The following is a 19,560-nucleotide window of genomic DNA, read 5'->3' as shown; positions in this document are numbered from 1 at the left end:
TGAGCGAGCCCGTGGCTGTGCTGCCCAGACGTATCGGTATGCTCGGCGGGACGTTCGATCCGGTTCATATCGGTCACTTGCGCGGTGCGCTTGAAGTGGCTGAACTGCTGGAACTCGATGAGTTGCGCCTGACGCCCAGCGCCAGGCCTCCGCATCGTGACATGCCGAGCGTTACCGCTCAGGACCGTCTGGCGATGGTCAGGAGTGCGGTTGCAGGTGTGTCGCCCTTGACGGTGGATGACCGTGAACTGAAACGGGACAAACCGTCGTATACCCTCGACACGCTGGAATCGATGCGCGCAGAACTGGCGCCTCATGACCAGTTGTTCCTGTTGCTGGGTTGGGATGCCTTTTGCGGGCTGCCGACCTGGCACAGGTGGGAAGAACTGCTGGAGCACTGCCATATCGTGGTGCTGCAACGCCCGGACGCAGACAGCGAGTCGCCGGATGCCATGCGCAATCTGCTGGCGGCACGTGCAGTCAGTGATCCCAAGGCCCTGAGAGGGCCGGGCGGACAGATTACATTCGTCTGGCAGACGCCGTTATCGGTGTCTGCCACCCAGATCCGACAACTGCTGGCCAGCGGTAAGTCGGTACGTTTTCTGGTGCCAGACGCGGTACTGGCCTATATCGATGCGCACGGGCTTTACCGTGCGCCGAACACAGATGGGTTGCCCTGAAACTGCTTTTATCGACAAGCGTTTGGGCGGTCCCACACATACGAGCTGAATGAGTTTTATATGACAAAGCAAAAAATGAGCAGTGAAGAAGTCGTCAAGGTTGCGGTTGCAGCCCTCGAAGAGATCAAGGGTGCCGACATCCTGACCATCGACGTGCGTGACAAGACCAGCATCGCTGATTACATGCTGATCTGCACCGGTACTTCCAATCGCCAGCTGAATGCACTGGTCGACAGCGTCCGTGACAAGGTCAAGGCTGCCGGTCTGAAATCCCTGAGCGAAGAAGGCAAGGGCGACAGCGACTGGGTTCTGCTGGACCTGGGCGATGTGATCGTTCATGTGATGACCGCCGCTGCACGCCAGTTCTACGATCTGGAACGTCTGTGGCAGGGTGCCGAGCAAAGCCGTGCAGCCAGCGCCGCGCACCATACCCCGGGTAACGAATAAGGCATCCATGTGCGTTTGCGTCTGATCGCGGTGGGTTCGCGCATGCCCAAGTGGGTGGAGGAAGGCTGGCACGAATACGCCAAGCGTATGCCCTCCGAGCTTGCCCTCGAACTGGTGGAAATCCCGCTCAATACCCGTGGCAAGAACGCCGACGTCGCGCGCTTTATCCGTCAGGAAGGCGAAGCGATGCTGGCGAAGGTGCAGCCGGGCGAGCGGGTTGTCACACTGGAAGTGCATGGCAAACCCTGGAGCACCGAGCAACTGGCGGTCGAGCTCGATCGCTGGCGTCTCGATGCTCGCACGGTCAACCTGATGGTGGGTGGTCCCGAGGGCCTGGCACCGGAGGTTTGCGCGCGCAGTGAGCAACGCTGGTCGCTGTCGCCGCTGACCTTGCCGCACCCGTTGGTGCGCATTCTGATCGGCGAGCAGATGTATCGCGCCTGGACAGTTCTGTCCGGGCACCCTTATCACAAGTAGCATCGTCTTTACTGTGAACACGGCCTAAATGTCTCAACCGATCCGCCTAAAAGACCACGAAAAAGACGCACGTCTGGTGCGCGGCAGGGTCGTGTTCGGTGCTGTGGCGGTCGTGTTGCTGGTGTGTGTGTTGATTGCCCGGCTGTATTACCTGCAGGTCATCCAGTACGAGTATCACTCCACGCTGTCGGAAAACAATCGTGTTCACGTTCAGCCGATTCCGCCCAGTCGCGGCCTGATCTACGACCGCAATGGCGTCGTGGTGGCCGACAACCGGCCCAGCTTCAGTCTGACCATGACCCGTGAGCGTTCGGGTGAGTGGTCCAGCGTGCTCGATACCATTGTCGATATTTTGCAGCTCACCCCCGACGACCGGATCATTTTCGAAAAGCGTATGAAGCAGGGGCGTCGGCCGTTCGAGCCGGTGCCGATCCTGTTCGAATTGAGTGAAGAGCAGATCGCCCTGATCGCCGTCAACCAGTTCCGCCTGCCGGGCGTCGAAGTGGTGGCGCAACTGGTGCGTCATTACCCGCAGGGGCCGCACTTCGCGCACTCGGTCGGTTACATGGGGCGCATCAACGAGAAAGAGCTGAAAAGCCTCGATCCGGTCAATTACAGCGGCACCCACCATATAGGCAAGACCGGTATCGAGCGCTTTTACGAGCCCGACCTGCATGGTCAGGTCGGCTACGAAGAGGTCGAGACCAACGCCCGTGGCCGCGTGTTGCGGGTACTCAAGCGTACAGATCCGATCCCTGGCAAGGATATTGTCCTGAGCCTGGACATCAATCTTCAGGAAGCTGCCGAAGCTGCGTTGGGTGGGCGTCGTGGTGCGGTAGTGGCGCTGGATCCGAGTACCGGGGAAGTGCTGGCGATGGTCAGTGCGCCCAGTTTCGACCCGAACCTGTTCGTGACCGGCATCAGCTTCAAGGCCTACGCCGAATTGCGTGATTCCATCGACCGGCCGCTGTTCAACCGTATTCTGCGTGGCCTTTATCCTCCGGGTTCGACCATCAAGCCTGCGGTGGCGATTGCCGCGCTGGACGCCGGGGTAGTGACGCCCGGCACCCGTGTGTTCGACCCGGGCTACTACCAACTGCCCAATTACGATCACAAGTACCGTAACTGGAACCGCACCGGTGATGGCTGGGTTGACCTGGACACGGCGATCATGCGTTCAAATGACACGTATTTCTACGATCTTGCGCACAAGCTGGGTATTGATCGGCTGGCGACCTACATGAACAAGTTCGGTATCGGCGAAAAAGTCTCGTTGGACATGTTCGAAGAGTCGCCCGGCCTGATGCCGTCCCGGGACTGGAAGCGCGCTACTCGCCGCCAGGCCTGGTTCCCCGGTGAAACGCTGATTCTCGGGATCGGCCAGGGCTACATGCAGGCCACGCCGCTGCAACTGGCGCAGGCCACCGCGCTGGTGGCCAACAAAGGCGTCTGGAACCGGCCGCATCTGGCCAGAACCATCGAAGGCAAGCCGCCGGTGGACGAGAACCCGATGCCGAACATCGTGCTGCGTGATCCGACCAACTGGGGACGGGTCAACCATGGCATGCAGGAAGTCATGCACGGCGCGCGCGGTACGGCACGCAAGGCAGCCATCGGTGCGCAATACCGGATTGCCGGCAAGAGCGGTACGGCGCAGGTCGTGGCAATCAAGCAGGGCGAGAAGTATGACCGCACCAAGGTCCAGGAGCGCCATCGCGACCACGCCTTGTTCGTCGGCTTCGCGCCGGCCGACAACCCGAAAATCGTCGTGGCCGTGATGGTCGAGAACGGCGAGTCCGGCTCGGGCGTCGCGGCACCGGTCGTGCGCCAGGTCATGGACGCCTGGCTGCTCGACGAAAACGGCCATCTCAAGCCTGAGTATGCTGATTCCCGGAATCTGGAGGCTGCGGCCCGTGAAGAGTAATTTTGACCGCATCCTCTCCAGCGAAGACGTGATGCGTCGCCGCGCCACGTTTCTGCAGCGCATTCACATTGACGGTCCTTTGCTGATTCTGCTGCTGACCCTGGCGGCGGGCAGCCTGTTCGTGTTGTATTCGGCCAGTGGCAAGAACTGGGATCTGCTGATCAAGCAGGCCAGTTCGTTCGGCATCGGCCTGGTGGCCATGGTGGTGATCGCGCAGTTGGAGCCGAGATTCATGGCTCGCTGGGTGCCGGTGCTCTACGTCATTGGCGTGCTGTTGCTGGTGGTGGTGGACGTGATGGGCCACAACGCCATGGGCGCGACCCGCTGGATCAACATTCCCGGCGTGATTCGCTTCCAGCCCTCGGAATTTCTCAAGATCATCATGCCTGCGACTATCGCCTGGTACCTGTCCAAGCGCACGCTGCCGCCGCATCTCAAGCATGTTGCGGTCAGTCTGGCATTGATCGGCGTGCCGTTCGTGCTGATCGTGCGCCAGCCTGATCTCGGTACCTCGCTGCTGATTCTGGCGTCCGGTGCCTTTGTGCTGTTCATGGCCGGCCTGCGCTGGCGCTGGATTCTCAGCGTGCTGGCCGCCGCCGTGCCTGCTGCGGTGGCCATGTGGTTCTTCTTCATGCATGACTACCAGAAACAGCGTGTACTGACCTTTCTCGATCCGGAAAGCGATCCGCTGGGCACTGGATGGAACATCATTCAGTCCAAGGCTGCCATCGGTTCTGGCGGGGTATTCGGCAAGGGCTGGCTACTGGGCACTCAGTCGCACCTGGACTTTCTGCCGGAAAGCCACACCGACTTCATTATTGCGGTACTGGGTGAAGAGTTCGGGCTGGTGGGCATCTGCGCGCTACTGATCATCTATATGCTGCTGATCGGTCGCGGACTGGTGATTACCGCACAGGCGCAGACGTTATTCGGCAAATTGCTGGCTGGCGCGCTGACCATGACGTTTTTTGTTTACGTTTTCGTCAACATCGGTATGGTCAGTGGCCTGATGCCGGTGGTGGGCGTGCCGCTGCCCTTCATTAGCTACGGCGGAACTTCGCTGGTGACGCTACTGTCAGCGTTTGGAGTTTTGATGTCGATCCATACACATCGTAAATGGATCGCACAGGTTTGATTAAGGTGAACAATTCAATGCAAGCAGTGCTTAACTGGGCTCGATATGCTCCAGTGGTCGGTCTGGTAGGCATCCTCGGATCAGTGCAGGAAGTGCTCGCCGGCGACTATGAAGGCTCGCCTCAGGTCGCTGAATTCGTCGGTGAAATGACCCGCGATCACGGCTTTGCCGGTGAGCAATTGATGAGCCTGTTCCGTGAGGTCGAGCGCAAGCAGGCCATTCTCGATGCGATTTCCCGCCCCGCCGAACGGGTCAAGCAGTGGAAGGACTATCGGCCGATGTTCATCACCGACGCGCGCATTGCCCGCGGCGTCGACTTCTGGCGTCAGCACGAGGCTGCACTGGCGCGTGCCGAGCAGGAATACGGTGTACCGGCGCAGATCATTGTGTCGATCATTGGGGTGGAAACGTTTTTCGGCCGAAATACCGGTAATTACCGCGTGATCGATGCGCTTTCGACACTAGGCTTCGATTATCCGCCACGCGCCCAGTTCTTCCGCAAGGAACTGCGCGAGTTCCTGCTCCTGGCACGCGAGCAACAGGTTGATCCGCTGACCCTCAAAGGCTCTTATGCCGGAGCGATGGGGCTGCCGCAGTTCATGCCGAGCAGCTTTCGCGCTTATGCAGTGGATTTCGACGGCGATGGTCATATCAATATCTGGACCGACCCGGACGATGCAATCGGCAGTGTGGCCAGTTATTTCAAACGTCATGGCTGGGTAGCCGGTCAGCCGGTTGTCAGCCGTGCCACGGCACGCGGTGACCGTGTCGACGAAGGGCTGAGCCCTGCTCTGGACCCTGTAATGTCGGTTGGGGAGTTGCGAGGGCTGGGCTGGGCGAGTCATGATGCGCTTCGCGATGACATGCCCGTGACGGCGTTCCGTCTGGACGGCGACCAGGGTCCTGAATACTGGCTGGGTCTGAATAACTTTTATGCAATCACTCGTTATAACCGCAGCGTGATGTACGCCATGGCCGTGTATCAGCTGTCTGAATCGATGGTTCAAGCTCGAGGCGTCAAGTAATGCGGGCATTGCCGATCATTCAATCATTCAAGCTTCTGGCGTTGACCGGTCTGGCAGTGCTGATTGCCAGTTGCTCGTCGCCGTCCCGCACGACCTCCACGCAGTCGCCGAAAGGCGGAGCAGTGGTGCGTTCGATGCCGGGGCTGGACATCAACCGTGCCCACAAGGACGGCGCGCCGTGGTGGGATGTGGATGTTTCACGTATCCCGGATGCGACGCCGACCCTGCACACAGGTGCCTACAAGGCCAACCCGTACACCGTGCTGGGTAAGACCTATTTCCCGATGAGCGATGCCAAGCGTTACGTCGCCTCGGGCACCGCCTCCTGGTACGGCACCAAGTTTCATGGTCAGAACACCGCCAATGGCGAGGTGTATGACCTGTACGGCATGAGCGCCGCGCACAAGACCCTGCCGTTGCCCAGCTACGTCAAAGTGACCAACCTGGACAACAACCGCACCGTTATCCTGCGCGTCAACGACCGCGGCCCGTTCTATTCGGACCGCATCATCGACCTGTCCTACGCTGCAGCCAAAAAGCTGGGCTACGCCGAAACCGGCACCGCCCGGGTCAAGGTTGAAGGGATCGACCCGCAGGAATGGTGGGCGCAACGGGGTCGTCCGGCGCCGCTGATGCTCAATCAGCCGCAGGTCGTGGCCCAGGCGACGCCGCCCGCGCTGTCCACTTCGACCGGCACTGTCGAACAATACACGCCGCCACCCCAGCAGCACGCCGCACCTGTCGTGCCGTTGCAGGTTGACGCAAAAAAAAACGCTTCAGGACAAGCCGCTGGGCTGTTTCTCCAGGTGGGAGCCTTCGCCAACCCGGACGCTGCGGAACTCCTGAGGTCGAAGCTGAGCGGGATGGTTCGAGCGCCGGTTTTCGTCAGCTCGATAGCACGCAATCAGCAAACGCTCTATCGGGTGCGGATGGGACCGATCGACACGCAGGGTGAAGCCCAGCAACTGCAAAACAGCGTCAGGTCGGCCAATCTTGGCCAGCCGAGCGTAGTGACATCGGATCAGTAAGCTTTTTTTGACAGTCGCCCTCCGGCAACAATGGAGGGCGAGATGCAGTCGCAGGCAGCGTGGATTTGCCATCGGGCAAGCGTTGCAGGCAACTGTCCACAAAGTCGTGTGTCGGACAGGCGACTTTGTCAGCCAGGGCTACAGCCTGGCGCCACGAGCCGTACCGAGGCGCTTTCGCTTCGCCGGTCTGTTCAGCTTTGCCCGCAAGGGCATGTTTGCCCATTAGGATTCTCGAGAGACGGATGAACATCACCACCTTTGCAAAACGCTTATGCCTGCTTGTACCACTGATAATCACCCCGGCTGCCTGGGCTGCAGAGCAGATGACGCCTGCCGCACCGCAACTTGCGGCCAAAGCCTACGTGCTGATGGACGCCACCAGCGGCAACGTGTTGGTCGAGAACAACGGTGATCAGCGCCTGGCACCTGCCAGCCTGACCAAGCTGATGACGGCCTACATCGCGACCCTGGAAATCCGTCGCGGCCAGATCGGCGAGAACGATCCGGTGACCATCAGTGAAAACGCCTGGCGCACAGGCGGTTCGCGGATGTTCATCAAGGTCGGCAGCCAGGTAACTGTCAGCGATCTGCTGCACGGCATCATCATTCAGTCGGGCAACGACGCCAGCGTCGCGATTTCCGAGCACATTGCCGGCAGCGAAGATGCCTTTGCCGACATGATGAACAAGACGGCTGCCGATCTGGGCATGACCAACAGCCACTTCATGAATCCGACCGGTCTGCCGAACCCGGAGCACTACTCGTCGGCTCATGACATGGCGATCCTGGCCCGCGCGATCATCCACGAAGACCCGGCTCACTATGCGATCTACTCGCAGAAAGAGTTCTTCTGGAACGGCATCAAGCAGCCTAATCGCAACCTGCTGCTGTGGCGTGACAAGACCGTTGACGGTCTGAAAACCGGTCACACCGACGAAGCTGGCTACTGCATGGTGTCCTCGGCTGTGCGTGACGGCATGCGCCTGATTGCTGTCGTATTCGGCACCAACAGCGAGCAGGCCCGTGCGGCTGAAACCCAGAAGCTGCTGACGTATGGCTTCCGTTTCTTCGAAACCCAGAACTTCTATCAGAAGGGCACCGAGCTGGCCCAGGCGACTGTCTGGAAAGGCACCGAGCGTCAGGTCAAGGCCGGTCTGGCTGAAGATCTGAGCATGACCATGCCCAAAGGCGACATGAAGAAGTTGTCTGCCAGCATGACCATGAACCCGCAACTGGTTGCGCCAATCGCCAAGGGTGACGTGATCGGCAAGGTTGAAGTCAAGAAGGACGATCAGGTGGTTCACACCGCCAATCTGATTGCGCTTGAAGCAGTCGAGGAAGGTGGCATTTTCCGCCGCGTGTGGGATAGCATCCGCCTGTTCTTCTACGGCTTGTTCAACTGACTTTCCAGTAACTACTGCCGACCTTCTCGCGGCCCGCTCATGATCTGAGCGGGCTGCGTGTCCGTCGTCACGGCTTGTGAGACCTTTACTGCCATGACTGATACCGACGTCAAGTCGCACAAAATCGAATTTCCCTGCAATGACTACCCGATCAAAGTGATCGGTGACACCAGTGTGGGCTTTACTGCCGCCGTGATGGAAGTGCTTGAAAAGCACGCCACGGTCGATCTGGCAACGCTTGCCGAGCGCCAGAGCAGCAACGGCAAATACACCACGGTCCAGCTGCACATCGTCGCCACCGGCGAAGACCAGCTGCGCGATATCAATAGTGCCCTTCGCGCTACGGGTTTCGTGCACATGGTGCTCTGATGAGCGATGCCCTTGGCTTTCGTGATCTGGGTCTGATCGATTACGAAACCGCCTGGCACGCCATGCAGCGCTTCACCGATGAGCGCGGTCGAGAGGCTGCAGACGAAGTCTGGCTGGTGCAGCACCCGCCGGTCTTCACCCAGGGGCAGTCCGGTAAACCGGAGCATTTACTGCTTCCGGGTAATATTCCTGTCGTACAGGTCGATCGCGGCGGCCAAGTGACTTATCATGGCCCGGGTCAACTGGTCGCTTACCTGATGCTGGACGTCAGGCGCCTTGGCTTCGGTGTTCGCGATCTGGTCACCCGGATCGAGAACACGCTCATTGCCTTGCTGGCCGATTACGGCGTCACGGCAGCGGCCAAGGCCGATGCACCGGGCGTCTACGTCAACGGCGCAAAAATCGCGTCACTCGGCCTGCGTATTCGCAACGGCTGTTCGTTCCATGGTCTGGCGCTGAACGTCGACATGGATCTGGAGCCGTTCCGCCGCATCAACCCGTGCGGCTACGCCGGGCTGGTCATGACCCAACTGAGCGATCAGGCAGGGCAAATAGAATTTTCCGAGGTTAGTGCCCGACTGCGTGCGCAGCTCGTCAAACACCTCGACTACGCTGAGCAGGCGACCCTTACGGGCGGAATAAACCAATATGACTGACACCGTGCAAACCCTGATCCCGACGCTTGACGTTTCCGAGCGTGTGGCCCGTCCGAAAGTCGAAGCCGGCGTCAAGCTGCGCGGAGCGGAGAAGGTTGCGCGCATCCCGGTCAAGATCATTCCGACTGTTGATCTGCCGAAGAAGCCTGACTGGATTCGCGTGCGCATCCCGGTTTCCCCGGAAGTCGACCGTATCAAGCAATTGCTGCGCAAGCACAAGCTGCACAGCGTCTGCGAAGAAGCATCCTGCCCTAACCTGGGCGAGTGCTTCTCCGGTGGCACTGCAACCTTCATGATCATGGGCGACATCTGCACCCGTCGCTGCCCGTTCTGCGACGTGGGCCATGGCCGTCCGAAGGCGTTGGACGCCGACGAGCCGAAGAGCCTCGCCATCGCGATTGCCGACCTGCGCCTGAAGTACGTGGTAATTACCTCCGTCGACCGGGATGACCTGCGTGATGGCGGTGCTCAGCACTTTGCCGACTGCATTCGCGAGATCCGTCTGCTGTCGCCGGGCGTGCAGCTTGAAACGCTGGTGCCGGATTACCGTGGGCGCATGGACATCGCGCTGGAAATTACCGCTGCCGAGCCGCCTGATGTGTTCAACCACAACCTGGAAACCGTGCCACGCCTGTACAAGGCCGCGCGCCCGGGTTCGGACTTCCAGTGGTCGTTGACCCTGCTGCAACGCTTCAAGCAGATGGTCCCGCATGTACCGACCAAATCCGGTCTGATGCTGGGGTTGGGCGAGACAGACGAAGAAGTTATCGAAGTGATGAAGCGCATGCGCGAGCATGACATCGACATGCTTACTTTGGGCCAGTACCTGCAGCCTTCGCGCAACCACCTGCCGGTACAGCGCTTCGTCCATCCGGACACCTTCGCCTGGTTCGCCGAGGAAGGCTACAAGATGGGCTTCAAGAACGTCGCTTCTGGCCCGCTGGTCCGCTCTTCGTACCACGCTGACGAGCAAGCCAAGATCGCCAAAGCGATGCTCTGATAACGAGCCGCAAAACAAGAAGGGCCAGGTAGCGATACCTGGCCCTTCTTTTTACGGTTGATTATCGTGCCGACGCTCAGCGTCCAGTTACTGCCCTACAGGCTTGCGCAGGTTTTCCAGCAGTTCATGCGTCGGGTAGCCATCTGCCGGCCAGCCGAATGACTGCTGCGCGCTGCGGATCGCCTTGCGCGTATTGGCGCCGATAATGCCGTCTGGCGCGCCTGCGTCGTATTGGCGGGCCGAGAGCAGGGTTTGCAGCTCGATGCGCTCAGAGCGGCTCAGCGGCAGGTCTCCACGCGGCCATGTGCCTACCACGTACCCAGCGCCCTTGAATCGATCGGAAAGCAGGCTGATCGCCAGCGCATAGGACGTGGAGTTGTTGTACTTCAGAATCGCGCGGAAGTTATCCAGCACCAGGAATGCAGGCCCACGGTAACCGGCAGGCAACAGCAGTGCGGCCTGCTGTTGGCTGGCTGCAACCGGGATTGCCGAGCCGTCGGGCTGTTTCAGGCCCAGTTGCTGCCATTCAGCCAGGCTCTTGCGGGTCGTCGAGTCGGCGAGCGAGTAATCGAACCCCGTGCCCAGCACCACCTCGAAGCCCCAAGGCTGGCCACGCTGCCAGCCGGAGCTTTGCAGGTAATGTGCCGTAGAGGCGAGGGCGTCGGTAGGTGTGTTCCAGATATCACGGCGGCCATCGCCATCAAAATCCACTGCGTGGGTGTTGTAAGTGGTCGGAATGAATTGCGTCTGGCCCATAGCGCCCGCCCACGAGCCGAGCATCTTGTCGGGCGTGATGTCGCCATGCTGGATGATTTCCAGCGCGGCCAGTAACTGGCTCTGCGCGAAACCCGGACGACGACCCTCATAGGCCAGTGTGGCAAGTGAGCGGATGACTGATTGCGTACCCTGGAACGAGCCGAAATTGCTCTCCATCCCCCACACCGCGACCAATGCCTGACGGTCCACGCCGTACTGCTGCTCGATCTTCAGCAGATCGTCAGCGTACTGCGAAAGCAATGCCTGCCCCTTGCGCACACGAGCAGCGGAAATGGCGCCGTCGAGGTATTCCCAGACCGGGCGGCTGAACTCGGGCTGACTGCGGTCTGCCTTCACCACGCTCATGTCCGGCGTCACGCCAGCGAATGCCAGGTCGAACACATCCGCACGAATGCCTGCTTTCAGCGCCTGCGCGCGAAAACCGGCCTGCCATTCGCTGAAGCTGACGGCGGGCTGAATCGTAAGGGAGTCGTCGACGACCACTGCTGGCGTAGGCGCAACAGCGGGAGGGTTGACCTGTACTTTGCTGGATTGAAGGGGGGTTGCATCGGCTGCAGTGGGTTTTTCTGCGCAGGCTACCAGAGCAATAAGGCTGGAGGCAGCGATGAGTTGGCGCAGCTGCGGGCGATAGGTAAAACGAGAAGGCATGCTTGAGTCCAAGGGTATTACCGTTAGGTGCAGACCATAACACGGCTAAGCGGTTGAAAGCGCCTCGGAGATGTTGCTCGATATCAGGCCGCCATAAAGCAGGAAGCCTCCCAGCTTTTAGACTGGAAGGCTTCGCGGCGGTAGCTTCCTTTGCCCTTGGAGGGTTGTTCCTGACGACTGCGGAACAAGGGCTGGGCGATGATGGATTTGGCCTTGTTCGGCCGCTTTGGCTTGCTCATGGCGAGGTGCTCCTGATGGGTGTTGTAACGCGACGCAAATCATCGGGCAGATGCGCGATTGTGTCTAATAGTTGTGTGCTATGGCTCTGGGAAGAGGAGCGGACGGCCATGATTATCGTGCCGACGCACCGCGTTGGCATGCAGTTCGTGACGCTCTGCGTCACAAGAGGACGCGGAGCGTCCTGAAGGCCATTACCACGCAGAGCGTGGTAACGAGAGTCAACAATGCCTCGACAGGCCTCACTCCGCAGGCAGTGCCAGCCGCTGGCCAGTCATCAGCAATGCGAGCCGGCTCAGGCTGCTCCACGGTGAGCCTGCCGCCTGGCCCTTGATCTGCGCGTCGATGCGTTGCGCGTCCATGAGCAACTGGCTCCAGCGTTTCGCCGAGTGGCGTTGCAGGGCTTTGCTCATCAGCGGTTTGCGCTTGTCCCAGATCGGCGGGCGTGCAGAGCTGAAGATCTTGTCCAGCGGCACGCCCTGGCTGAATTGCTGGGACATGTTGGCCAGCGCACGCAGCTCGCGGGTCAATGCCCAGAGAATCACCGGTGTTTCAACCCCTTCGCCGCGCAAGCCTTCCAGCATGCGCAGGGCATGAGCTGCTTCACCATTGAGCACCGCATCAGTCAGGCCAAATACGTCGAAGCGCGCACTGTCGGCCACAGCCGCCTGCACCGTTTCGACGGTAATCTGACCTTCTTCGGCCATCAGCTTGAGCTTTTCGATTTCCTGCGCGGCGGCCAGCAGGTTGCCTTCAACCCGGGCGGCGATCAGTTCGACCGCATCCTGAGTGGCGGCGAGCCCGGCTTGAGAAAGACGCTGGCGAATCCATTGCGGCAACTGGCCGATGTCCACCGGCCAGATCTGCACGAATTGAGTCTGTGCGCCGTCAATCAGTGCCTTGCCCCATTTGGTCTTCTGCGCGCTGCCGTCGAGCTTGGGCAGGCTGATCAGCAGCAGGGTGTCTTCTGCGGGTCTGGCGCAATATTCCATGAGCGCCGCAGCGCCTTTGTCACCGGGCTTGCCAGAGGGCAGACGCAGTTCGAGCAGACGCCGCTCGGCAAACAACGACATGCTGGCACCCGCCTGGAGCAGCGTGCCCCAGTCGAAGCTGGCATCGGCGCTGAATACCTGACGTTCGTCGAAGCCTTGCTGGCGTGCGGCCGTACGGATGGCATCGGCAGCTTCCTGGCAAAGCAGCGGGTCGTCGCCGCTGACCACGTAGACGGGCGCAAGCGTACCTTGCAGGTGCTTGCCGAGTTGGGCGGGGGCGAGTTTCATGGGTCAGAGGATGTCGGGGCCAGGTGACTGGCCCCAAACATTTACCTGGCTGGAATTTCGACAGGCGACTGCTGAGGCGTCTCGTCGCGGATTCGCTGAGCCGCTTCCAGTGCGTCGGCTTCTGCCTTGGCAACCGCGTCCGCCTTGGCCTGGAACTCTTCCAGACGGGCCGGCGTCAGCTGTTGCAGGCGCGCCATCAACTTCTGGATCAGGTCGTTGCGCATTTCCTGACGAACCTGTGCAGCTTCCTGATCGGAACCGGTCAGGTTATTACCATCGTGTACATAGGAACGGTCTGCGGTCACTTTGCTGTCCAGCAACGTGCGGTTTCTGTCGCCATGTATTTCGTAGCTGAGCGTGGTGGTCAGTTGGTACTCCGCCGAACGGCCCGAGCCCGAATAGCTGATGGTACGCTGGCTTTCAGCTTCATTGGTCAGGATCAGCTTGTAAGGCGCCCCGGTGTAGACCTTGACGCCGGAGCTGGTCAGCACACGAGTCAGCTGCGTCACGGTCTCGCCGTAGGCATTGCGTGCGCTGACATCCAGTTCCTTGAGCGCCAGCTCGGTGGTGCCGGTGCCGCGCAGCTGGAAGCCACAGGCACTCAACAAAACAGCCAGGCCCATTACCAGCAGATTGCGTTTGATCATCTTGATGCTCCCCTTGAATCCGTTTGGGCCGACTTGGCGTGCCCTGGAAATATGTTCGACGCCCGGCATCTGCCGGGCGCCCGATCCAATCAGCTTGCGACGATGTTGACCAGCTTGCCAGGTACGACGATCACCTTGCGAATGGTCAGGCCATCAGTGAAACGCAAAACGTTTTCGTTGATGCGTGCGGCAGCTTCGACTTCTTCACGGCTGGCGCTGGCGGGCATTTCGATATGACCGCGCAACTTGCCATTGACCTGAATGACCAGTTGCAGGCTGTCCTGCACCAGTGCATGTGCGTCGAAGACCGGCCAGCCGGCGTCGATGACTGGCTCGCTGTGGCCCAGTTGTGTCCACAGCTCATGGCTGATGTGCGGCGTGATCGGTGCCAGCAGCAGAGTGACCGTTTCCAGGCCTTCCTGCAGCAGTGCGCGATCCTGCGCAGTGGCCTGCGGGGCTTTTTCCAGCACGTTCATCAGCGTCATCACTTGCGCAACAGCGGTGTTGAATTTCTGGTTCTGGCCAATATCCTGGCTCGCCTGCTTAATGGCCTGATGGATCGAGCGGCGCACAGCCTTCTGCTCATCGGTCAAGGCCGCAATATCCAGGCCGGTCGATGGACCCTGACCGACATGGCTTTGCGCCAGGCGCCAGACGCGACGCAGGAAGCGATGCGAACCTTCGACGCCGGAGTCGGACCATTCCAGGCTCATGTCAGGCGGCGAGGCAAACATCATGAACAGGCGGCAGGTGTCAGCGCCGTACTGGTCAATCATCATTTGCGGGTCAATGCCGTTCTTCTTCGACTTCGACATCTTTTCCGTGCCGCCGATTTCCACCGGCAGGCCGTCGCTGGTCAGCGTAGCGCTGATGACCTTGGCCTTGGCGTCTCTTTCGAGGGTCACGTCGGCAGGGTTGATCCAGGTCTTCTTGCCGCTGGTTTCCATGCGGAAATAGGTTTCGGCGTTGACCATGCCCTGGGTGAGCAGGTTCTTGAACGGTTCGTTCGAGGTCACCAGGCCTTCGTCACGCATCAGCTTGTGGAAGAAACGAGCGTACAGCAGGTGCAGAATGGCGTGTTCGATACCACCGATGTACTGGTCGACCGGTAACCAGTGGTTGGCCGCGTTCGGCTCGACCAGACCGCCTTCGTAATGCGGTGAGGCGTAACGTGCGTAATACCAGGAAGACTCGACGAAGGTGTCCATGGTGTCGGTTTCACGCTTGGCCGGTGCGCCGCATTTCGGGCAGATGCACTCGTAGAATTCGGGCATGCGCGCCAGTGGCGAGCCGGCACCGTCGGGCACGACGTCTTCTGGCAGCACGACCGGCAACTGGTCTTCCGGGACCGGCACGTCACCGCAGGTGTCGCAATGCACGATCGGGATCGGGCAGCCCCAGTAACGCTGTCGGCTGATGCCCCAGTCACGCAGGCGGAACTGGGTACGGGACTGGCCCAGTGATTTCCTGACCAGCGCGGCTTCGATGGCATCGAAGGCGGTCTGGAAATTGAGGCCGGTGAACTCGCCGGAATTGATCAGCTCGCCGTGCTCGCCGTAAGCAGCTTGCCACGGTGCAGGCGTTTCATCGCCAGCACTGGTGCGTACCACCGGCTTGATCGGCAGGCCGTACTGGGTGGCGAATTCGAAATCACGTTCGTCGTGGGCTGGTACAGCCATAACCGCGCCGTCGCCGTAGTGCATCAGCACATAGTTGGCGACCCACACCGGCAGTTTTTCGCCTGTCAGTGGATGCTCGACGAACAGCGAGGTCGGCTGACCTTTCTTTTCCTGAGTGGCCACATCGGCTTCGGCGACGCTGCCGCCCTTGCACTCATCGATGAACGCTTGCAACGCAGGGTTGCCTTGCGCTGCCTGGGTAGCCAGCGGGTGCTCGGCTGCGACGGCGACATAGGTCGCGCCCATCAGTGTGTCAGGACGGGTGGTGAAGACTTTCAGTGCGCCTGCTGCGCCGATCGATGCCTGATCGTAGGGGAACTGCACTTCCATGCCACGCGATCTGCCGATCCAGTTGCGCTGCATGGTCTTGACCTGTTCAGGCCAGCCCGGCAACTCGTCGAGGCTTTCCAGCAGCTCGTCGGCGTAGGCGGTGATCTTGAAGTAGTACATCGGGATTTCGCGCTTTTCAATCAGCGCGCCGGAACGCCAGCCGCGGCCATCGATGACCTGCTCGTTGGCCAGTACGGTCTGGTCGACCGGGTCCCAGTTCACGGTGCCGTTCTTGCGGTAGATCACGCCTTTTTCGAACAGGCGAGTGAACAGCCACTGTTCCCAGCGGTAGTAATCAGGTTTGCAGGTGGTCACTTCGCGAGACCAGTCGACCGCCAGACCCAGGCTCTTGAGCTGGTTCTTCATGTAGGCGATGTTTTCGTAGGTCCATTTGGCGGGTGCGACGTTGTTGTCGATCGCGGCGTTTTCAGCCGGCATGCCGAATGCGTCCCAACCCAGTGGTTGCAGGACATTCTTGCCCAGCATGCGCTGATAACGGGAAATCACATCGCCAATGGTGTAGTTGCGCACATGGCCCATGTGCAGCTTGCCGCTCGGGTAAGGAAACATCGACAGGCAATAGAAAGTGTCCTTGCCTGGCTGTTCACTGACTTCAAAAGACTTTTGCTCATCCCAGAAGGTTTGGGCGGCGGCTTCGATTTCGCGGGGCTGATAGAGTTCGTGCATGGCTACTTTTTGCTAAAGATTAGTGACCCTTGACCTCTTCATTGCTCTGCCGAGTCAGGTCGGCACCGCTTGCCGGACAATTGCATCTGTCTGTGCGGTGCGTTCGGGCTCAAGAGCGCGGAAGTGGAATTACAGGAAGCGCCGTAGCATACATGAGGGCCGTCTATCGAGGGAAACCCTGATTGCCTCTCAACAGGGCAAAGCCCGTCTGACAGCTCTATCCGGCCGTTGGTCGCAGTTACCTACCTGTTTTTAAAGCGGCGCTAAGCTCAACTCCGAGGATAATGACAATCTTCGAGGAGGTGAGCGGATGACAGAGTTGCAGCACGTAGTCAGCACATCTGAACTGTATGAACGTTTGATCGATCGTCTAGGGCTTGCGCTTGAAACGGCAAGCACTTCGGTTCGGCTCCGAAACGAGTCGCCCGCCGAGCTTGAACTAAAGGGATTGAGCAGGGCGGAGTTCGAGCTGATAGAGGCCTATCTTGAAAAGGACTCGAGGATGGCCAATGTGACCATCGCGGGTGGGTCACCAGGCAGTGATACGATTTTACCGGAGCATCACCGGTTGATCAGAGCGCCCAAGCAGTCAGCCACTATCATCTGGCTGAAGGACAAACGGCGCGCCAGGGCATCGGCAAGGTTGGGTCGCATCGTTTAGCCATTACATTTCTGGTTCCACGCGCAGGCGTCAGGGCCTGCTTAAAGGCAGTGTTTAGACATTGTTGCCAGGCTTCAAACATTTTAGGCTTCGGGCATCTCTGGAGATGTCCCGATGCCTCTGCGCTATCTGCTTAAAACCCTTTTGCTGCCGCCCGGCGTTCTGTTTCTGCTTCTGATTGCAGCCTGGTGGCTGCGTCGTTCCCGCCCGCGCCTGGCTGCTGGCTGTTTTATCCTGGGGCTTGGCGGGTTGTGGCTGATGAGTCTGCCGGTCGTCGTGGAATTTTCAGCCCGCCAGTTGGAGCAGATTCCGCCTTTGCCACCGCAGCAGTGGGTGACACTGGCGCAGCAGGCTGACGCAATTGTGGTGCTCGGCAACGGTCGCGAGCGCAATTCACCCACCTGGGGCGCCGATACGCCGACCGGTCTGGGCCTGGAGAGACTCAGGCTGGCAGCCCGGTTGTCGAAAGAATCCGGTCTGCCGATTCTCACCTCCGGCGGTTTGCACTTTGATCAGCCGCCCAGTGAGGCGGCCATCATGGCTCAGTCGCTGCAACAGGACTTCGGCGTGACCGTGCGCTGGCAGGAAGGGCTCAGCCGTACGACCTGGGAAAACGCGACCATGACCGCCAGGGTGCTACAACCGTTGGGCATCAAGCGTGTGGTGCTGGTCACGCAGGCCTGGCATATGCCACGGGCGCGCTGGAGTTTCGAACAGGCGGGTTTTACGGTGGTGAGTGCGCCGGTCGGCTTCCTCGGTGTGGATAACGCTCGGCCTTTTGGCGGCTGGCTGCCTGAAAGTCGGGTGTTCACGCAGAGCGGGGTGCTGCTTAATGAAGCGGCAGGTTTGCTGGTTTATCCGTGGATTTATCGCAATAGCCGCTGAGCAGGAGCGCCGACTCCACCTGAAATCAGGCGAAGTCGGCCTTTGCCGATGCATCAGACAGTCTTGGAAATCCGCGCCGCCATCAGTGCCCAGCCAAACAGCAGCAGGCAGACAATCGCCAGTGGCCAGGAGCGCCAGTGCAGATAAGGCGTGAGTTGGTGCATCGGCACGACCTCGCCATACAGTACGCCGCGTTCGAACTGCGGGATTTGCACGGTTATCTTGCCGAATGGGTTGATCAGCGCCGTCACGCCATTGTTGGTGGCGCGAATCATCCAGCGGCCCGCTTCAAGTGCGCGCATCTGGGCCATCTGCAAATGCTGCAATGGGCCGATCGAGGTGCCGAACCAGGTGTCGTTGCTGACCGTCAGCAGCAGGTCGCTTTGTGCCGACAGGCCCGCCGCAAACTCCGGATAGACCACTTCGTAACAGATGAACGGCGCGATGTGATAACCCTTGGCCTGCAACAGCGCCTGATCGTTCGGGCCGCGTGCGAAGTCTGACATCGGCAGATCAAAGAACGAGATCAACCCGCGCAGCAAGTCCTGTAGCGGTACGTATTCACCAAACGGAACGAGCTTTTGCTTGTAGTAAGTGCCGTCGCCCTGACCGGTGACGGTGATGCCGTTGTAGTAGCGATACTCGCCACGCCCGTTCGGTTCGCGCACCGGAACGCCGGTGATCAGCGCCGCACCCCGGTCCGAAGCGAATTTGCCCATCATCGACAGGTAGCCTTCCGCGCTTTCCTTGAGCACCGGCACGGCGGTCTCGGGCCAGACGATCAGATCAGCCTGCTGTGAGCGAAAGGTCATGTCCCGATAAAGCGCCAACTGATCGTTGAGCTTTTGCGGGTCCCATTTCATGCTTTGTTCGATGTTGCCTTGCATGGCCGCAACTTTCAGTGGCGGCCCGGAAGGCGACGTCCAGGCGTGATCCTTCAACGCCAGCCCTGCGATCCACGGCGCCAGCAGCAACAGTACGCCCATGACCAGAAACGATTTGCGTGCCCGCAAGCGGTGCAGGTTGCACAGCAAGGCGGCAGTCAGGCCCAGCGCGAACGAGATCAGCCATACACCGCCCAGAGGTGCGAGACCTGCAAGCGGCCCGTCGAGCTGGCTGTAACCGGAGTAGAGCCAAGGGAAACCGGTGAGAAACCAGCCGCGAAACGCTTCCTGCCCCAGCCACAGGGCAGCAAACGCCAGCGCATCGGCCAGCGGCGCTTCATTGCGACGTATCCAGCGCGCCCAGACAAAGGCGGGCAGAGCGAAGAACAACGCGATGGCGGCGATGAACAGCAGCATCAACAAACCTGCCAGCAGCACCGAAGCGCCGCCGTAGGTGTGAATGCTCACGTAGATCCAGCTGGTGCCGGCACCGTACAGGCCGAAGCCATAGCACCAGCCGCGGGCCAGAGCCTGGCGCGGATTCAGCTCGCGCAGGCCCAGATAGAACATCGCCACCGCCACCAGCACCAACGGCCAGATGTCGAAAGGCGCCAGGGCCAGGGTCGTCAATCCACCAGCCACCAGGGCCAGTAGATTACCGGGCCAGCCGGGGCGGGTTATCCAGCGCATGTAGATTCCTT

General features: G+C 60.1%; 19 protein-coding genes. 13 read left to right on the top strand and 6 right to left on the bottom strand.

What is annotated here, in order from left to right; genetic code table 11:
• Nucleotides 1–20 precede the first annotated feature (20 nt).
• The 11 genes from nadD to lipA all read left to right on the top strand — a co-directional run bounded on the left by nadD (nt 21) and on the right by lipA (nt 10,144).
• Nucleotides 21–680, top strand: coding sequence for a nicotinate-nucleotide adenylyltransferase (gene nadD, locus N018_RS22160; RefSeq protein WP_195757205.1), 660 nt, complete (start codon nt 21–23; stop codon nt 678–680).
• 60 nt (nt 681–740) lie between these two features.
• Nucleotides 741–1,127, top strand: a complete 387-nt coding sequence (gene rsfS, locus N018_RS22155) for a ribosome silencing factor (RefSeq protein ID WP_024647032.1) — start codon at nt 741–743, stop codon at nt 1,125–1,127.
• 9 nt (nt 1,128–1,136) lie between these two features.
• A complete protein-coding gene (rlmH, locus tag N018_RS22150; RefSeq protein WP_025390757.1) occupies nt 1,137–1,604 on the top strand; it encodes a 23S rRNA (pseudouridine(1915)-N(3))-methyltransferase RlmH in 468 nt (155 codons plus the stop codon).
• Between the two features lie 28 nt (nt 1,605–1,632).
• Entirely contained in the window at nt 1,633–3,528 is a 1,896-nt protein-coding gene (gene mrdA / locus N018_RS22145; RefSeq protein ID WP_025390756.1) for a penicillin-binding protein 2, read from the top strand.
• Between the two features lie 31 nt (nt 3,529–3,559).
• Nucleotides 3,560–4,663, top strand: a complete 1,104-nt coding sequence (rodA, locus tag N018_RS22140; RefSeq protein ID WP_007250893.1) for a rod shape-determining protein RodA — start codon at nt 3,560–3,562, stop codon at nt 4,661–4,663.
• 17 nt (nt 4,664–4,680) lie between these two features.
• Nucleotides 4,681–5,688 (top strand): lytic murein transglycosylase B, encoded by a 1,008-nt coding sequence (gene mltB, locus N018_RS22135; protein WP_024647029.1) that lies wholly within the window; start codon nt 4,681–4,683, stop codon nt 5,686–5,688.
• Nucleotides 5,688–6,716, top strand: coding sequence for a septal ring lytic transglycosylase RlpA family protein (locus N018_RS22130; RefSeq protein WP_024647028.1), 1,029 nt, complete (start codon nt 5,688–5,690; stop codon nt 6,714–6,716). The genes mltB and N018_RS22130 overlap by 1 nt, the downstream gene beginning before the upstream one ends.
• A 242-nt stretch (nt 6,717–6,958) precedes the next feature.
• Nucleotides 6,959–8,119, top strand: coding sequence for a D-alanyl-D-alanine carboxypeptidase family protein (locus N018_RS22125; protein WP_007250889.1), 1,161 nt, complete (start codon nt 6,959–6,961; stop codon nt 8,117–8,119).
• A gap of 93 nt (nt 8,120–8,212) precedes the next feature.
• A complete protein-coding gene (locus N018_RS22120; RefSeq protein ID WP_024647027.1) occupies nt 8,213–8,488 on the top strand; it encodes a DUF493 domain-containing protein in 276 nt (91 codons plus the stop codon).
• Entirely contained in the window at nt 8,488–9,144 is a 657-nt protein-coding gene (gene lipB / locus N018_RS22115; RefSeq protein WP_025390755.1) for a lipoyl(octanoyl) transferase LipB, read from the top strand. Before N018_RS22120 ends, lipB begins: the two co-directional genes overlap by 1 nt.
• Nucleotides 9,137–10,144 carry a lipoyl synthase gene (gene lipA, locus N018_RS22110; protein WP_024647025.1) on the top strand — a complete coding sequence of 336 codons (1,008 nt, stop codon included), beginning with the start codon at nt 9,137–9,139 and terminating at the stop codon, nt 10,142–10,144. Before lipB ends, lipA begins: the two co-directional genes overlap by 8 nt.
• A gap of 87 nt (nt 10,145–10,231) precedes the next feature.
• Here the strand turns inward: lipA and N018_RS22105 are convergent, their stop codons facing one another.
• The 5 genes from N018_RS22105 to leuS all read right to left on the bottom strand — a co-directional run bounded on the left by N018_RS22105 (nt 10,232) and on the right by leuS (nt 16,429).
• Nucleotides 10,232–11,569 carry a lytic murein transglycosylase gene (locus N018_RS22105; protein WP_024647024.1) on the bottom strand — a complete coding sequence of 446 codons (1,338 nt, stop codon included), beginning with the start codon at nt 11,567–11,569 and terminating at the stop codon, nt 10,232–10,234.
• 83 nt (nt 11,570–11,652) lie between these two features.
• On the bottom strand, nt 11,653–11,808 hold the full coding sequence (gene arfA, locus N018_RS22100) for an alternative ribosome rescue factor ArfA (protein WP_003376569.1): 156 nt from the start codon (nt 11,806–11,808) through the stop codon (nt 11,653–11,655).
• A gap of 240 nt (nt 11,809–12,048) precedes the next feature.
• The gene (holA, locus tag N018_RS22095) at nt 12,049–13,086 is read right to left on the bottom strand and encodes a DNA polymerase III subunit delta (protein WP_025390754.1); all 1,038 of its coding nucleotides are present in this window, start codon (nt 13,084–13,086) and stop codon (nt 12,049–12,051) included.
• 41 nt (nt 13,087–13,127) lie between these two features.
• Entirely contained in the window at nt 13,128–13,733 is a 606-nt protein-coding gene (locus tag N018_RS22090) for an LPS-assembly lipoprotein LptE (protein WP_024647660.1), read from the bottom strand.
• An 89-nt stretch (nt 13,734–13,822) separates the two neighbouring features.
• Nucleotides 13,823–16,429, bottom strand: a complete 2,607-nt coding sequence (gene leuS, locus N018_RS22085; RefSeq protein ID WP_025390753.1) for a leucine--tRNA ligase — start codon at nt 16,427–16,429, stop codon at nt 13,823–13,825.
• 310 nt (nt 16,430–16,739) lie between these two features.
• On the opposite strand from leuS, the gene N018_RS22080 reads away from it, so the two are divergent.
• Both N018_RS22080 and N018_RS22075 read left to right on the top strand, forming a co-directional pair.
• A complete protein-coding gene (locus tag N018_RS22080) occupies nt 16,740–17,090 on the top strand; it encodes a hypothetical protein (protein WP_025390752.1) in 351 nt (116 codons plus the stop codon).
• 114 nt (nt 17,091–17,204) lie between these two features.
• Entirely contained in the window at nt 17,205–17,975 is a 771-nt protein-coding gene (locus N018_RS22075) for a YdcF family protein (protein ID WP_025390751.1), read from the top strand.
• A gap of 53 nt (nt 17,976–18,028) precedes the next feature.
• On the opposite strand, the gene lnt is transcribed toward N018_RS22075, so the two are convergent.
• Complete coding sequence (gene lnt / locus N018_RS22070; protein WP_025390750.1) at nt 18,029–19,549, bottom strand: apolipoprotein N-acyltransferase; 1,521 nt, start codon at nt 19,547–19,549, stop codon at nt 18,029–18,031.
• Nucleotides 19,550–19,560 lie beyond the last annotated feature (11 nt).

Source organism: Pseudomonas syringae CC1557 (assembly GCF_000452705.1).
Lineage (GTDB): Bacteria > Pseudomonadota > Gammaproteobacteria > Pseudomonadales > Pseudomonadaceae > Aquipseudomonas > Aquipseudomonas syringae_F.
The sequence above is the reverse complement of the archived record's forward strand: the minus strand, read 5'-3'. Positions and strand labels throughout refer to the sequence as shown.

Excerpts from the sequence above, each read along its gene's own strand:
- rsfS (WP_024647032.1), top strand. The coding sequence starts at position 741 with ATGACAAAGCAAAAAATGAGCAGTGAAGAAGTCGTCAAGGTTGCGGTT.
- mrdA (WP_025390756.1), top strand. The coding sequence starts at position 1,633 with ATGTCTCAACCGATCCGCCTAAAAGACCACGAAAAAGACGCACGTCTG.
- rodA (WP_007250893.1), top strand. The coding sequence starts at position 3,560 with ATGCGTCGCCGCGCCACGTTTCTGCAGCGCATTCACATTGACGGTCCT.
- mltB (WP_024647029.1), top strand. The coding sequence starts at position 4,681 with ATGCAAGCAGTGCTTAACTGGGCTCGATATGCTCCAGTGGTCGGTCTG.
- N018_RS22130 (WP_024647028.1), top strand. The coding sequence starts at position 5,688 with ATGCGGGCATTGCCGATCATTCAATCATTCAAGCTTCTGGCGTTGACC.
- N018_RS22125 (WP_007250889.1), top strand. The coding sequence starts at position 6,959 with ATGAACATCACCACCTTTGCAAAACGCTTATGCCTGCTTGTACCACTG.
- N018_RS22120 (WP_024647027.1), top strand. The coding sequence starts at position 8,213 with ATGACTGATACCGACGTCAAGTCGCACAAAATCGAATTTCCCTGCAAT.
- lipB (WP_025390755.1), top strand. The coding sequence starts at position 8,488 with ATGAGCGATGCCCTTGGCTTTCGTGATCTGGGTCTGATCGATTACGAA.
- lipA (WP_024647025.1), top strand. The coding sequence starts at position 9,137 with ATGACTGACACCGTGCAAACCCTGATCCCGACGCTTGACGTTTCCGAG.
- N018_RS22105 (WP_024647024.1), bottom strand. The coding sequence starts at position 11,569 with ATGCCTTCTCGTTTTACCTATCGCCCGCAGCTGCGCCAACTCATCGCT.
- arfA (WP_003376569.1), bottom strand. The coding sequence starts at position 11,808 with ATGAGCAAGCCAAAGCGGCCGAACAAGGCCAAATCCATCATCGCCCAG.
- holA (WP_025390754.1), bottom strand. The coding sequence starts at position 13,086 with ATGAAACTCGCCCCCGCCCAACTCGGCAAGCACCTGCAAGGTACGCTT.
- N018_RS22090 (WP_024647660.1), bottom strand. The coding sequence starts at position 13,733 with ATGATCAAACGCAATCTGCTGGTAATGGGCCTGGCTGTTTTGTTGAGT.
- leuS (WP_025390753.1), bottom strand. The coding sequence starts at position 16,429 with ATGCACGAACTCTATCAGCCCCGCGAAATCGAAGCCGCCGCCCAAACC.
- N018_RS22080 (WP_025390752.1), top strand. The coding sequence starts at position 16,740 with ATGACAGAGTTGCAGCACGTAGTCAGCACATCTGAACTGTATGAACGT.
- N018_RS22075 (WP_025390751.1), top strand. The coding sequence starts at position 17,205 with ATGCCTCTGCGCTATCTGCTTAAAACCCTTTTGCTGCCGCCCGGCGTT.
- lnt (WP_025390750.1), bottom strand. The coding sequence starts at position 19,549 with ATGCGCTGGATAACCCGCCCCGGCTGGCCCGGTAATCTACTGGCCCTG.